The organism is Mesoflavibacter sp. CH_XMU1404-2, assembly GCF_037029465.1.
GTDB lineage: Bacteria > Bacteroidota > Bacteroidia > Flavobacteriales > Flavobacteriaceae > Mesoflavibacter.
In genome coordinates, this window is record NZ_JAYMEM010000001.1 from 1 (window position 1) to 14,414 (window position 14,414).

The following is a 14,414-nucleotide window of genomic DNA, read 5'->3' on the forward strand; positions in this document are numbered from 1 at the left end:
TGTTACTTGCGTGTCTGCATCGGTTAACATAAATTCTCCAAAACCATCACTGTCTGGATCACAAAACTCTAACGCTGTTGGTGTAAAAGCGGTTGGTGCTTGTTCTACTTGTAACTCTAACGTAGTAGTATCATAACATCCTGTATTTGCGTCTTCTACTCTTACATAAACTATTTGACCATTAGCTAAGTTTGTATATGGGATTGGTAGTGGGTTTGTAGCTGTTTCTGCTTCTGGTAATGTTAAGTAATAACTTGCTACATAACTCGCTATACCACCTGTAACTTCGGTATCTTTTAATGTTAAATCGATTTGTGTGATACCGTCTGGTATGTTATCGTCACATACTTCTAATGGTGTTGGATCTATTGCTATAACCTCTGGATGTACAGTCACATTTTGTGTTGTTGTTGTTGGACATGCTCCGTTAGTCGTATACTCTACAGTATGTGTTGATCCTGGTAATGCTCCTGTCACTTCTCCTGTTGCAGGATCTATCGTTGCGCCTGTACTTGTTAATGTAAAGGTTCCGCCTGTCATACCTGTGATTGTGGCTATTGCTCCGTCACAGGTTGGGTCTAACGTAAAGCTTGAATCGTCTGCTGGTAATACATTTAATACAAATGTGCTTGTTGCTGGACATTGGGTTGCTGTGGTATATTCTACCGTATAACTTGTTCCTGGAGTTGCCATCGTTACTTCTCCTGTTGATGGATTGATTTGTACAGTATCGCCTGCTGGTGCTGCTGGGTTAAACGTATACGTCCCGCCTGGCATCGCTACTGTATCTACAGTTCCTCCATCACAATTTGGTATCATTGTAAAGCTTGGATCATCTTCTGTTAACGTGGTAACAGTTTGCGTGCTTACTTCTGGACATGGTCCTGATGTGGTATATTCTATCGTATATGTTGTACCGTAATCGCCGCCTGTTACTTCTCCGGTTGCTGCGTCTATTGTTACTGGTGCGCCTGGATCTGGGTTTAAGGCAAACGTTCCGCCTGTATCTCCTGTTATTGCTACTGTTGCTCCATCACAAGTCGCTGTTGCCGTAAAACTTGGGTCTTCTAATGGATATACTGTTACATCTACTGTTGTCGATGCTGGACAAGTACCGTTTGTAGTATGTTCTACTGTATAGGTTGCTCCTGATGTACCATTTGTAATCGTTCCTGTGCCTGAATCTATTAGCGCTCCGTCGCCTGGTAATGGATTAAAAGCATAGGTTCCGCCTGATGATACTGAACTATCTACTACAGCTCCATCACACGTTGGTTGCATCGTGAAACTCGGGTCATCGGTAATTAACACTGTAAAGTCTACTGATGTTGTCGTTGGACATGTACCTGTTGTTGTATAGGTTACGGTATGTGTGGATCCGGATGCAGCACCTGTTACTGTTCCTGTTGCTGAATCTATCATTGCTCCCGTTGTTGTTAATGCAAAGGTTCCGCCTGGCGTTACGACATTACTCATCAATGCGCCATCACACGTTGGTGTCGCTGTAAAACTTGAATCGTCATTAGCATTTACTATTAAATTAAATAATGGCATCGCAGTTGCACTATAACACGTCGCATCTCCCGCTGCCTCTATTCTTACATAGATTGGCTCGTTTGGTCCGCCTACATAAGGACTCGTTAATGCGTTTGTGTCTGAATCTGCTTCTGCAAAACTATTGTGATACGTTACTACATAATCTGCTGCTGGTTGTGTTCCTAATATTAATGGCGTCTGACTCTCTAAATCAAATGGCTCTACACCATCATTACTCGGATCATCACATACCTCCATGTCTGGAGCTGGATTGATTGTAGGTTGAGCTGTAATGTTTAAAGTAAATGTTTCAGACTCATAACAACCTGTATTTAAATACTCTACTCTTACATATATAGTTTGAGGATTTCCTAGAGTAGCTGTTGTCGTGTAAGTATCTGGTGTTGGTATTGGATTAGTATCAGCATCTGCGTCTGCCTGACTTTCATGATAAGTTATAACTAAATCTGAAGGGATTGCTGATGGTGCTAATATCGGAGCATCATTTTCTGTTAAATCAAAAATATAAGGTGGTGTTCCTGGATTACACATGTATAAATCATCTGGCTCTCCATTATCAACCTCAGGGTATACATCGATACAAACTGTTTCAGTATATTCACATCCAAAATCATCAACTGCTCTATAAGTATAACAATATTGTCCAGCAGCTGGAGGAGCTACTGTTATATCATTTCCACTAGTAGAAATTATTGTAGGGTCTGGATCCCATGCTTCACTAGTAATATTATTTGATGGCGGTACTAATGAAGGATCAAAGTTTAAGTTCCATGAAAATAAAGTACCATCATCAGCAGCCCATAAATCCGTAACAACAAAAGTCCAGTTACCATTTAACGGAGACCCTATTAAATTATCAAAAGAAGAAGATGCTTGTGCTGAATAAGTCCCGGCAGGAACAGCTCCTCCTACAGTAGTTGCATCATCAATTTCAGTTGTTGCTGATGGAGAGAAGCAGTAATCCCATCCAACTCCTGGGTTACCATTATCTGCTTGATCAGGAATACCTAAATCGTACCCAGGGTCGTCACCATCTCCATACTCTGCAAAATAAACTTCAGCTCCGTTTGGAGCAATTAAATAAATATCTAAATCGCCTAAAAAGGAATGCTCTATATTTACACATATATCAGTAATTTGACTTACATCAGTGATCATTTGACCAGGTCCGTAACAATCAACAGTAATAGTTGATGTGTAAGAAGCTGCTAACCCTGTTGACTGTGTATCTTCTAACCAAGTTTGATCAAAAATTTCAGGTGCACAATCTTCAAATTGAGGGATTGTTGCAACTCCTGTTAATGTAGTTGATTCTCCAAAACAAATTGAACTATCTACAGCAGAAGTTCCTGTAAAATCTATCTCAGGTGAAACCCTAACAACCTGACTAATACTATTGATATTTGTACATCCAATAGGATTATCGTCTGAAACAGTTAGCTCAACCACATAAATTCCTGGAGATGAGTAAGTCGCTACAACACTTTGTCCTGTAGCTGTTGTTGAATTTCCAAAATCCCAATTATAAGTTGCTCCTGTTCCATCTGCCGAGAATGTAGCATTACCATTAAAAGTAACATCTCCTCCAACACATATTAATATTTCACCATCAGTATTTGGAGCAGGAACTGAACTATCTAAAACAGCAGTAATATCTTGGCATGGCTCAAAACAACTAATATCCGCAACCCAACCAGTTGTATTAGCAGAACCATCTGAAGTAAACTGAATTGTTAAACAACCAGAAGCTGTAGATGCTGATATAAAACCTGGATTTGCTGCTGCACCACCGCCAGAATACGTACCTATTACAGCTGCTGTAGTATCATCACCATCATAAATAGTCATTGAATCAGCATTTAATTGAGTACTAAACTGAGTAAAGTTTAATTCTACAAAGTTTCCTACTACATCAGGGCATATTGTTAAGATAAAATCTTCATCATTGCCATAGTTACCTGCACTACCTCCTGAGTCATAAAACACACCTCCACATTGACTCACTGTTGTAGTTTGCATTAAAACATCTTGGGAGTAACCTAAAACTGAAAATAAAAGCAAAAAAGTATATAATATTTTTCTCATGACACCTGTTCTTAAAATTGAGATTTAATGTAAATAAAATAATCTGTATTGTCTATTCGATAAATATTTGTACCATTTCCAAAAAATTGAAGATTATATTTTAGAACATTAAAATTTGATGGATTAAAATTTTTATCATAAGTAAGATTAGAATTATAATAATTAAACAAGCCTTGTTTACTTAATAACTCATATTTATCAATGTAGTTTATTAATTCAGAATTTCTTTTTATTTCAATTCTATTTCTCAATAAATGTTTCAAATCTTTTGCTTTTTGAGGCTTACTCAAAACATATATTTCTAATTTATCTTGATATACTTCTTTAAGCATACTCAACTCTTTAGCAGTAAAAGGTTCTTCGACATTTTCACCATAATTAACTGGCTGAGTTTTTAATTTTCTATCGCTTTGAGCATTAACGTTTTGCGCAGTAAAAACAACTGCAAAAAAGGAAACTAGCAGTAATAAACGTTTCATAGTATTTTTTGTAATAATAAATTAAGACGGAAAATTAAGAAATTTTTAATAAACATTATGTTAATTCAAAGATGATATTCACTTTTTTTAAACTTAAACCTCTTCACTCTACAATTATTAACTTTAATTAAACTTTTAAAATTTATTAATTCCTTATCTTTGCAAACTATTTTAAACATGACTTTTTACATAAATGAAGATTGATAACTCTGTAGAAAATTTTGACAATAACGATACTATTGGCGAGAACCATATAGCAACAAGTCACGATACTCCTTTAAGACCTGATGCATTTTCTATTTCTGACAAAGAGAAAATTGAAAGCATAAAAAAAGACGTTACAAATATTATGAATACGCTCGGACTTGACCTAACTGACGATAGTCTAAAAGGTACACCAAACCGTGTTGCAAAAATGTTTGTGAACGAAATCTTTGGAGGACTACATCCTGATAAAAAACCTAATGCTTCAACATTTGATAACAAATACCAATACGGAGAAATGTTAGTTGAAAAAAACATCACTGTGTATTCTACTTGCGAGCATCATTTATTACCAATAGTAGGACGCGCACACGTCGCTTATATTTCTAACGGAAATGTTGTAGGACTTTCTAAAATGAATAGAATTGTAGATTACTACGCAAAAAGACCTCAAGTACAAGAGCGTTTAACTATTCAAATTGTAAAAGAATTACAAGATGTTTTAGGAACCGAAGATGTAGCATGCGTTATAGACGCTAAGCATTTATGCGTAAACTCTAGAGGAATTAGAGACATTGAAAGTAGCACAGTAACGTCTGAGTTTGGAGGCGCTTTTAAAAACAAAGAAACTAAACGCGAATTTTTAGATTACATCAAATTAGAGACTAAATTTTAGTATCAATCATGCAACTTTACCAAAACCAAAATATTAAAATATACAACTCTTTAACAGGAGAAAAAGAACAATTTAAATCAATACATGAAGGCAACGTTGGTATGTACGTTTGTGGACCAACCGTTTACAGCAACGTACACTTAGGCAACGTTAGGACGTTTATGTCTTTTGATGTTATTTTTAGATATTTAAAATATTTAGGTTACAAAGTAAGATATGTGCGTAATATTACAGATGCTGGGCATTTAGAGAATGATGCTGATGTAGGCGAAGACCGTATCGCAAAAAAAGCGCGTTTAGAAGAAATTGAACCTATGGAAGTTGTACAACGTTACACCGTAGATTTTCACAACATTCTAAACACATTTAATTTTTTACCACCAAGTATAGAGCCTACAGCAACAGGTCATATTATTGAACAAATAGAACTAATCAAAACAATAATTGATAATGGTTTTGCTTATGAAGTAAATGGTTCTGTTTATTTTGATGTACATAAGTATAACGAAAGCAATGAGTACGGCATTTTAAGTAAGCGTAAACTTGAAGATTTAATTCATAATACACGTGAACTTGATGGACAATCCGACAAGAAAAACCCTCAAGATTTTGCACTGTGGAAAAAAGCCGAACCTGCACACATTATGCGTTGGCCATCACCTTGGAGCGATGGTTTCCCTGGTTGGCACTTAGAGTGTACAGCAATGAGCACTAAATATTTGGGTGAACATTTTGATATACATGGTGGCGGAATGGATTTAAAATTCCCACATCACGAGTGTGAAATTGCTCAAAATCAAGCTGCAAAAGGAAAATCGCCAGTCAACTATTGGATGCACGCCAACATGTTAATCATGAATGGTAAAAAAATGGCAAAGTCTACTGGTAATTTTATTTTACCCAATGAAATTTTCACAGGAGACAATCCACATATCACTAAAGCATTTACATCAAGTGTTGCTCGTTTCTTTATGCTTCAAGCACACTACAGAAGTATTTTAGATTTTACAAACGATGGATTATTAGCTAGTGAAAAAGGCTATAATAGATTAATGGAAGCTGTGAAGTCTTTATCAGAATTAAAAACTTCTGAGAAAAGTAGCATCGATATTAATGCTTGGCAACAAAAGTGTTTTGATGCTATGAATGACGATTTTAATTCACCTATTTTAATAGCCAACCTTTTTGAAGCTGTAAAATATATCAATCAAATAAAAGATGGTACAGTAACAATAACTAAAGAAGATTTAGAGACGCTTACAAAAACCATTAACGATTTCACTTTTGATATTTTAGGATTAAAAGATGATACTATTCAAACTAATACAGGTACTGACAAACTATCGGGAACTGTAGAGCTTTTAATAAAATTACGTCAAGAAGCAAGAGCTAATAAAGACTTTGCTTTAAGTGATAAAATTAGAGACGAATTAGCCGAAGTAGGCATAAAACTTAAAGATGGTAAAGACGGTACAACCTTTACTACAAATTAATATTAAATCCTCTCTACATGAGAGGATTTTTCATTTTTAACAATGAAAAAACTGATTATCAAACCTTTTTTATTTCTTATAAAAGTCTATCAAACTTTTATATCTCCATTTACACCAAATACATGTAGATACCAACCAACATGCTCACATTACACTAAAGAAGCGTTGATAACACATGGATTAATAAAAGGTGGTTGGTTAAGTATAAAAAGAATTTTTAGCTGTCATCCTTTTGGTGGTAAAGGATTTGACCCAGTTCCTCCAAAAAAAGAAAAAGAATAACTACTCTATATAAAATTAAGCTATTACTTAATAGGTATAGTATCTTTTACAATTCTATATTCGTAATAGTCCATTTTATCACCAACTTCAAGCAGTAATTTTTCTGCAACACCAGCATTAACCTCTAATACAAATTGAGCTTTTGTTTGTGACGGTAAAGATGACTCATCAAAAGGTTGAGCGTTTTCTTGAAAACTAACAATACGCTTATTGTGATCTATAAAAATTAAATCTAAAGGAAAACGTGTGTTTTTCATGTAAAAACTACGCTCTCTCACATCTGGAAACACAAATAACATACCTTGGTTTTCTTTCATTCCATCACGATACATTAAACCGGTTTGGATTTCGTAAGGTGTTTTTGCAATCTCGACATCAAAAATTTTAATAATTGTATCTGTTGTTCCTTTAAAGAACGTAAGTTCTCCTTCTTTTTTAAATTCGACTTTTACTTGTTCTATGGTTTTCTTTTCTTCTTTACACGAAGTGAAACTAACTGCAAAAACAAGAACTATTAATAGTGCTTTAAAAAATTTCATTAGCTATTTACATTTTTTTGTTTGTACATAAACATAAAGTACAAACCTATAAGAATAAAAGGAATACTTAATAATTGTCCTGTATTTAATAACCAATCTGCACGTTCTGGATTTTGAGCTTCTTTAACAAACTCTACAAAAAATCTAACTGTCCAAAGCAACACTAAAAACAACCCAAATAAGAAACCTCGTTGTTCTCCTTTATTGGTTTTTAAATAGAAATATATCAGAATTAAAAACACAAAAATATAACTGAAAGACTCATATAACTGTGCAGCGTGACGATAAGGCACAGCTTCTAATAAACTTGCAAATTTTGGATTATCGGTTACTGCAGCATAGGCTTTTTTAACGTCTTTAATCCCTGTTTTTTCAACGATTTCAGATTTACGGTAATAGTCTTGTACAAAACGCACGCCTAAACTAGAATCTGTTACTTTTCCTATAATTTCAGAGTTTATAAAATTACCTATTCTTATAAATACTGCTCCAGAAGCTACTGGTATTACGATGCGGTCTAATATCCACATTAATGATTTGTAAGTATATTTTTTACGATATAAATACATACCTATAATAATACCTATTGCTGCACCGTGACTTGCTAACCCTTGAAAGCCTGTAAATTCAAATTCTGGTTTGGTGCGTATTGGCAGAAAGATGCTCAAAAAATCTTGACTAAAAAGCTCTGGTTGATAAAAAATTACATGACCTAATCTTGCGCCGAGCATAGTTGCTAAAACAGTGTAAATAAATAATGGATCTAGATATTCTATTTTTATTTTTTCACGTTTAAATATAAAGCTCATTATTTTATGTCCTAAAACAAATGCGACAATCCACATTAAACTATAAAAATGAATTTTAAAGTTTCCTGCTATATCTATTCCTGTTATTGGATTCCAGTCAAATTTTAATGCGTACATGTTATTTTTTTTACGATTGTAAATATAGTATTTATGCTTTAGTTATAAATAGAATTAACGCAGGTTTATTAATTACTTAAAATATTTTAATAAGAAAAAATGTTAAGTCAATTTATATTTCACTTTCATTTTGCCTTGATTCAAAACGAAACAAAAAATCATATCAAAATTAGGAAATTGCTAAAGCATCATTCGTTTTCGGAATTACGTGCTTAAAGCTTCGCTTTGCAGCTTCATTCCTTCACTCATTATTTCTGAATTTTGACTCTCAATTCTCCGAATTAATTTTAAGGACTTTACTTATATTTTCTCCCTTATTTAAAATTCACAAATCTCAAACGTCTATTAATAAACTTAATTTTATAAAAGTTGCGTTAGGGATTGAGCTATTGTTGGAGCACATCTTTGATTGCGACTAGCGAAAGCCCGACGCACTTTTGCCATGAGAAGCAAAAGTGGGTAACGCCCAAAATAATGATATAAAAAAGCCTTTCTACATGTAGCAGAAAGGCTTTTTTTATTATTTGGAGTTTGAGCGACTATTTTACAACAGTCTCGTCAATTACTTCTTCTTTCTTTTTTAAAGAATCTGCTGCGTCTCCTTTTTTTGCAGTATCGTACATGATTGGTGTTGCGATAAATAATGATGAGTATGTACCAACAATTACACCTACGATTAAGGCAAACATAAATCCTCTAATTGATTCGCCACCAAAAATAAAGATAGCTAATAATACTACTAATGTAGTTAAAGAGGTATTTAATGTACGGCTTAATGTACTGCTTAATGATTTGTCAATTACTTCTGTAAATGGCCAGCTTGTGTGCTCGTTAAAGAACTCACGGATACGGTCAAATACTACCACGGTATCGTTTAACGAGTAACCGATTACGGTTAATATTGCTGCTATGAAAGCTTGGTCAATTTCCATTGAAAAGGGCATAAACTTGTATGTAATTGAGAATACACCTAATACGATGATAACGTCATGGAATACCGCTGCTACTGCACCAAGAGAGAATTGCCATCTTTTAAAACGGAATAAGATATATAAGAATACCACTACTAAAGATCCTAATACAGCCCAGAATGATGCTTGTTTAATATCATCTGCGATTGATGGACTTACTTTGTATTGATCCATAATTCCTATTTGCTTGTCTGCTTTAGAAAGGTCTTTAAACTCTTCAAAAGATTGACCGTTTAAATATGGCTGTAACGCGTTGTATAGTTTTTCTCTTACTTCTTCGTCTACTTCGTTAGCAGTTTCGTTAATCTTGTATTTTGTAGAGATTTTTAAGTTATTCTCGTCTCCTACAGTTTTTACAGATGCACTTCCAAATACTTCTGGTGTAGCTAAAGCTTCTTCTACCTCAACAGCGCTAACTGGTTCTGCAAAACGCACTTGTGTTGTACGTCCTCCAACAAAGTCAATACCTTGATCTAACCCATTAGTAAATAAAGACCCTAAACTTGCAATTAATAAAGCTCCAGAAATAATATAAGCTACTTTACGCTTTTTAAGGAACTCGATATTAATGTTTCTGAACAAGTTTTTAGTTACACCTGTAGAGAAATCTAATTTCCCTCCTTTATTTACATACCAGTCAATTAATAATCTAGTAATAAAAATTGCTGTAAATAAAGAGGTACCAATACCAATTAATAATGTAGTTGCAAAACCTTTAATTGGTCCTGTACCAAATACAAATAAGATTAATGCTGTTAAACCTGTCGTTATGTTAGCATCTAAGATTGATGATAAAGCGTTGCTAAATCCGTCGTTAATTGCAGATTTTTGATCTTTACCTTTACCTAATTCTTCTCTAATACGTTCAAAAATAAGTACGTTAGCATCTACCGACATACCTATTGTTAATACGATACCGGCAATACCTGGTAAAGTTAACACAGCACCAATACCAGATAAAATTCCGAAAATTAATAAGATATTGAATAACATTGCGATGTCTGAGAATACACCTGCTTTACCGTAGTAAAATACCATCCATAATAACACTAATGCTAATGCAATACCAAAAGACATTGTACCGCTATCTATAGCTTCTTGACCTAAAGAAGGTCCAACAATACTACTTTGAATAATATCTGCTTTTGCAGGTAACTTACCAGCACGTAAAACGTTTGCTAAATCTGTTGCCTCTCTTAATGTAAAGTCTCCAGAAATCTCAGTACTTCCACCAGCAATTGCTCCATTAGAAGCTGTTGGTGCAGAGTATACTGTGTTATCTAAAACTACAGCTATTTGACCTTGAGTTTTATAAGCTTGACCAGTCATTTCTTCCCAAATCTTTGCTCCTTTACTATTCATTTGCATACTTACAACAACTTTGTTTGCTTGGTTGTAAGTTTGACGTGCGTCTGTAACTACTGCTCCACTTAAAGGTGGCTCACCATCTCTGTTTCCTTGTAAAACGTATAAGTCTACAACTTCACTATCTTCTGCTACTTTACCAAATACAAATTTTGTGTAACGTAACTCAGCAGGTAATTTAGCTCTTACTTCTGGCATCGCTAAAAGTTTAGCTACTTGCTCTTTATCTTCTACTCTAACCTGTGCTAAAGTTGCTCCAAAACCAGGACCTACAAAAAGATCTAATAAAGGATTATTCTCAGCAACAGTTTCATCTTCTTCACCTGTTAAATCAGCAATAGCTTGCTCTTCTTCAGTCATTTCTTCTTCTTCAGCAGTTGCTTGTTCCGCATCTGCGTTTTCAGTTCCTTCTTTTGCTTTTAGAACTTCATTTGCATCAACTAAAAACTGGTTGAATAACTGTGCATTTGATCCATACCAAAACTCTAATTGTGCTGTTGTTGTAATTAAATCTGTAGCTCTTTCTACATCTTTAACACCTGGTAATTCTAATAATACACGACCAGAGTTACCTAAACGTTGAATGTTTGGAGACGTTACACCAAACTCATCAATACGCTTACGTAATACTTCAAAAGCAGAAACGATAGACTCGTCTATCTTTTGTTCTAACACTACTTTTGTTTCGTCGTCAGACATGTTTAAGTCAATCTCTCCTACTAAAGAACGTGTTGCAAAAATGTCTGGAGACGCTAATTTTTTATCTCCTTTAATAGCATCAAACGCTACAAAAAAGTCTTCTAAATAAGTATTTTGACTATTTTTCTGAATTTCATCAGCATCATCTAATGCTTTTCTAAATGTTGGATCTGTACTATTATCTGCAAGACCTATTAAAATGTCTTTTACAGAAATTTGTAAAATAGCCTCTAAACCACCTTTAAGGTCAAGACCTAACTTCATTGAGTTTTCTTTAACCTCAGCGTAATCGCTTCCTAAGAAAACACTCTCTTTAGATGTTGCTAAAGAGTCTAAATATCTTGCTGCATATTCGTTAACTTTTGCGCTACGATCCTCAGCAGACGCATCAATTTTTTGTTCTGCTATCTGTGTAGCTTCGCTCTCTACCGCATTATTTTTAAATGTGAAAGACAGCTGGTAAATACTTACCAATCCAAATAAAACTGCAAATAGTTTTATTAATCCTTTGTTTTGCATTGTTTGTTAATTTTTGGTCAATTTTATAAATCAGGCAAATATAATTTTTCCCTTAATAATTGACAATTATAATGTTTAAAATGATTTTGTTAAGCTGAAAAGCTTTTTAAGGTTGAATTCCTTTTTTCTTAAGATTGAAATGAAAAAGGTCCAGCTCTAACCTCTGGTATAGTGTAAGTTTTATTACTAAAAGTCAAATGGTTTTGACTTGAAATATTTTGTTTTAAAACCAAAATATTTAGCAAATCGACTTCTGCAAAAGCATCTAAGTAAAACGGAAGATTTGTATTAGAAGAACGATCGTAATCTTGCTTGGTTACAATTATACTTTTTCCTGCTGAATTAGATTGATTTTGTGATGAAGCTTTAATCTCATAGACATCAAAATCAAAGCCTTTTTTGCTGTTTTTTTCAGGTAGATTATTTCCGTTTGCGTCAACTTCAAAATAGTTTTGCGTTATTTCTAATTGAGCTGCTTTTGATAACAAAGACTTAATTAAAACAACATCTAAGTTACTATGATAACTTATTTTTAACTGGTTGTTAGCGTCTTTTTCTACAACAATATTGGTTACATCAATAGTTTGCAACTGCTCTTTTATTAAAGCAATTGTTTGTTCTGAATGTTGCGTTGTTACTGTTTGATTATTAAAGCGTACGTGTACTTCTTGGTTTGGTAAAGAAGTTTGATTTTGTACTACACCAAAAATAGTAAGAACAACAATTAGAGCACTGATGTACCATTTTGTTTTCATGGTGCCAAATATAAAAAATTAAGTCTTTAAAAAGACTGATTTTGAGGTTTTTTACAAATAAAAAAGAGCAACAAATGCTGCTCTTTTTATTAAGTTTTTTTGATTGACTTTATTGATCATCCATTTTAGAATAACCTTCTGGCGGTGTTAGATCGAACATGTTATTTGGCACAGCTTCACTTTTAACATCTGTAACATCATAAAGCATAGTCATTTTCATACCTTGCTGAAGCACGTTTATTTTCATATGTAACGGAAATCCTTCTAACTTATCTCCAAACTGTGACGTTTCTTGAGTTTGAGCTTTGATTTGATCTGTAGCAAAAATCTCCATAGTCATATCTACACCTTCTGCTTTCATTGTTACATTATACTGCTGACAATCATAACCTAAGATCGTTTTTGTTTTATCTCCTTTTGTGATTTTTATATCTTCTCCTAACTCTTCTGGCTCTTCATAATCTGACATACTGTATTTTTTTCCGAACATTGGAGAATTTAAAAGCGTCAATACTTTCTCTTTCTCTTTATCGACTATTGTAATAGTCTCTCCTGACATAGGACTACTTGTCTCTGCTCTTACTCTATCTTCTTTAAAATATGTTGTAATTTTAGTTTCACCCATCATTTGTAATTGCGAGTTCATCTCTGCATTATCACTAGACATTGTCATTTTTGAAGAGATTACCCCTTCCTTTAATTCTTCTTGAGCAACACTTACTAAGCTGAAAGACGCAAGAAGTATAAAAATTAATTTTTTCATCGTTTTATTTTTAATTATTGAATGCTGTAATGTACTGAAATTGTTTTTAAATAATAAAGAATTTAGAAAATAAAAAAACCTCATAGAACAAGAAACTCTATGAGGTTTAATAATTATTATTTAATTGAATCTTATAATTCTAATAAACCATTAGTTTTAGACACACCTTCCGCACTTTCTTTCATGTGTGCTTTTTCTGCATCGCTAAGCTCAATTTCTACAACTTTTTCAATTCCATTACGACCTAAAATTACTGGTACACCAATACATAAATCGTTTAACCCATATTCTCCTTCTAATAAAGTAGAACAAGGGAACATTTTCTTTTGGTCACAAGCAATTGCTTGAACTAATCCAGATACAGCTGCTCCTGGTGCATACCAAGCAGAAGTCCCTAATAATTTTGTTAATGTTGCACCTCCTACTTTAGTATCTTCTTTTACTTGATCAAGTCTTTCTTCTGAAATAAACTCTGAAACTTTGATACTATTTCTTGTTGCATGAGATGTTAATGGCACCATACCTTTATCTGAATGACCACCAATTACCATACCGTCTACATCACTAATTGGACATTCTAAAGCTTCTGCTAATCTATATTTAAAACGCGCAGAATCTAATGCTCCACCCATACCAATAATTCTGTTTTTTGGTAAGTCTGTAGTTTTGTGTACTAAGTATGTCATAGTATCCATTGGATTACTTACCACAATAATGATAGTATTTGGAGAGTGCTCTATTAAGCTAGAAGAAACCGTTTTTACAATACCTGCATTAATACCTATTAATTCTTCACGAGTCATACCTGGTTTACGAGGAATACCTGAAGTAATTACGCAAATATCACTACCTGATGTTTTAGAATAATTGTTAGTTACACCTGTAATTTTGGTATCAAAACCATTTAAAGATGCTGTCTGCATTAAATCCATTGCTTTACCTTCTGCAAAACCTTCTTTGATGTCTAATAAAACAACTTCAGAAGCGAAGTTTTTTATAGCAATATACTCTGCACAACTTGCACCTACTGCTCCTGCACCAACTACTGTTACTTTCATTTTATATATTTTTAATTGTGTTAATTTATTTATCCTACAAATT

General features: G+C 33.7%; 11 protein-coding genes. 3 read left to right on the top strand and 8 right to left on the bottom strand.

Annotated features, from left to right (window positions below):
* Positions 1-3,576: PKD domain-containing protein (locus tag WA327_RS00005; RefSeq protein ID WP_336064976.1), on the bottom strand; the 3,576-nt coding region annotated here is incomplete at its 3' end.
* Positions 3,577-3,653: 77 nt separating this feature from the next.
* A complete protein-coding gene (locus tag WA327_RS00010) occupies positions 3,654-4,121 on the bottom strand; it encodes a hypothetical protein (RefSeq protein ID WP_336064978.1) in 468 nt (155 codons plus the stop codon).
* 193 nt (positions 4,122-4,314) lie between these two features.
* On the opposite strand from WA327_RS00010, the gene folE reads away from it, so the two are divergent.
* From folE to yidD, 3 genes are read left to right on the top strand one after another with little or no spacing between them, the layout of a single operon-like run.
* Positions 4,315-5,001, top strand: coding sequence for a GTP cyclohydrolase I FolE (gene folE, locus WA327_RS00015; protein ID WP_336064980.1), 687 nt, complete (start codon positions 4,315-4,317; stop codon positions 4,999-5,001).
* Positions 5,002-5,009: 8 nt separating this feature from the next.
* On the top strand, positions 5,010-6,494 hold the full coding sequence (gene cysS, locus WA327_RS00020) for a cysteine--tRNA ligase (RefSeq protein ID WP_336064982.1): 1,485 nt from the start codon (positions 5,010-5,012) through the stop codon (positions 6,492-6,494).
* A 42-nt stretch (positions 6,495-6,536) separates the two neighbouring features.
* On the top strand, positions 6,537-6,776 hold the full coding sequence (yidD, locus tag WA327_RS00025; RefSeq protein WP_027880160.1) for a membrane protein insertion efficiency factor YidD: 240 nt from the start codon (positions 6,537-6,539) through the stop codon (positions 6,774-6,776).
* Positions 6,777-6,799: 23 nt separating this feature from the next.
* On the opposite strand, the gene WA327_RS00030 is transcribed toward yidD, so the two are convergent.
* The 6 genes from WA327_RS00030 to mdh form a co-directional block, all read right to left on the bottom strand.
* The gene (locus WA327_RS00030; RefSeq protein WP_336064988.1) at positions 6,800-7,315 is read right to left on the bottom strand and encodes a DUF192 domain-containing protein; all 516 of its coding nucleotides are present in this window, start codon (positions 7,313-7,315) and stop codon (positions 6,800-6,802) included.
* Complete coding sequence (lgt, locus tag WA327_RS00035; RefSeq protein WP_336064992.1) at positions 7,315-8,241, bottom strand: prolipoprotein diacylglyceryl transferase; 927 nt, start codon at positions 8,239-8,241, stop codon at positions 7,315-7,317. The genes WA327_RS00030 and lgt overlap by 1 nt, the downstream gene beginning before the upstream one ends.
* Before the next feature lie 539 nt (positions 8,242-8,780).
* On the bottom strand, positions 8,781-11,795 hold the full coding sequence (secDF, locus tag WA327_RS00040) for a protein translocase subunit SecDF (RefSeq protein ID WP_336064995.1): 3,015 nt from the start codon (positions 11,793-11,795) through the stop codon (positions 8,781-8,783).
* Positions 11,796-11,923: 128 nt separating this feature from the next.
* Entirely contained in the window at positions 11,924-12,550 is a 627-nt protein-coding gene (locus WA327_RS00045) for a hypothetical protein (RefSeq protein ID WP_336064998.1), read from the bottom strand.
* A gap of 109 nt (positions 12,551-12,659) precedes the next feature.
* Positions 12,660-13,313 (bottom strand): DUF4412 domain-containing protein, encoded by a 654-nt coding sequence (locus tag WA327_RS00050; RefSeq protein ID WP_336065001.1) that lies wholly within the window; start codon positions 13,311-13,313, stop codon positions 12,660-12,662.
* Between the two features lie 131 nt (positions 13,314-13,444).
* A complete protein-coding gene (mdh, locus tag WA327_RS00055) occupies positions 13,445-14,371 on the bottom strand; it encodes a malate dehydrogenase (protein ID WP_336065005.1) in 927 nt (308 codons plus the stop codon).
* Positions 14,372-14,414 lie beyond the last annotated feature (43 nt).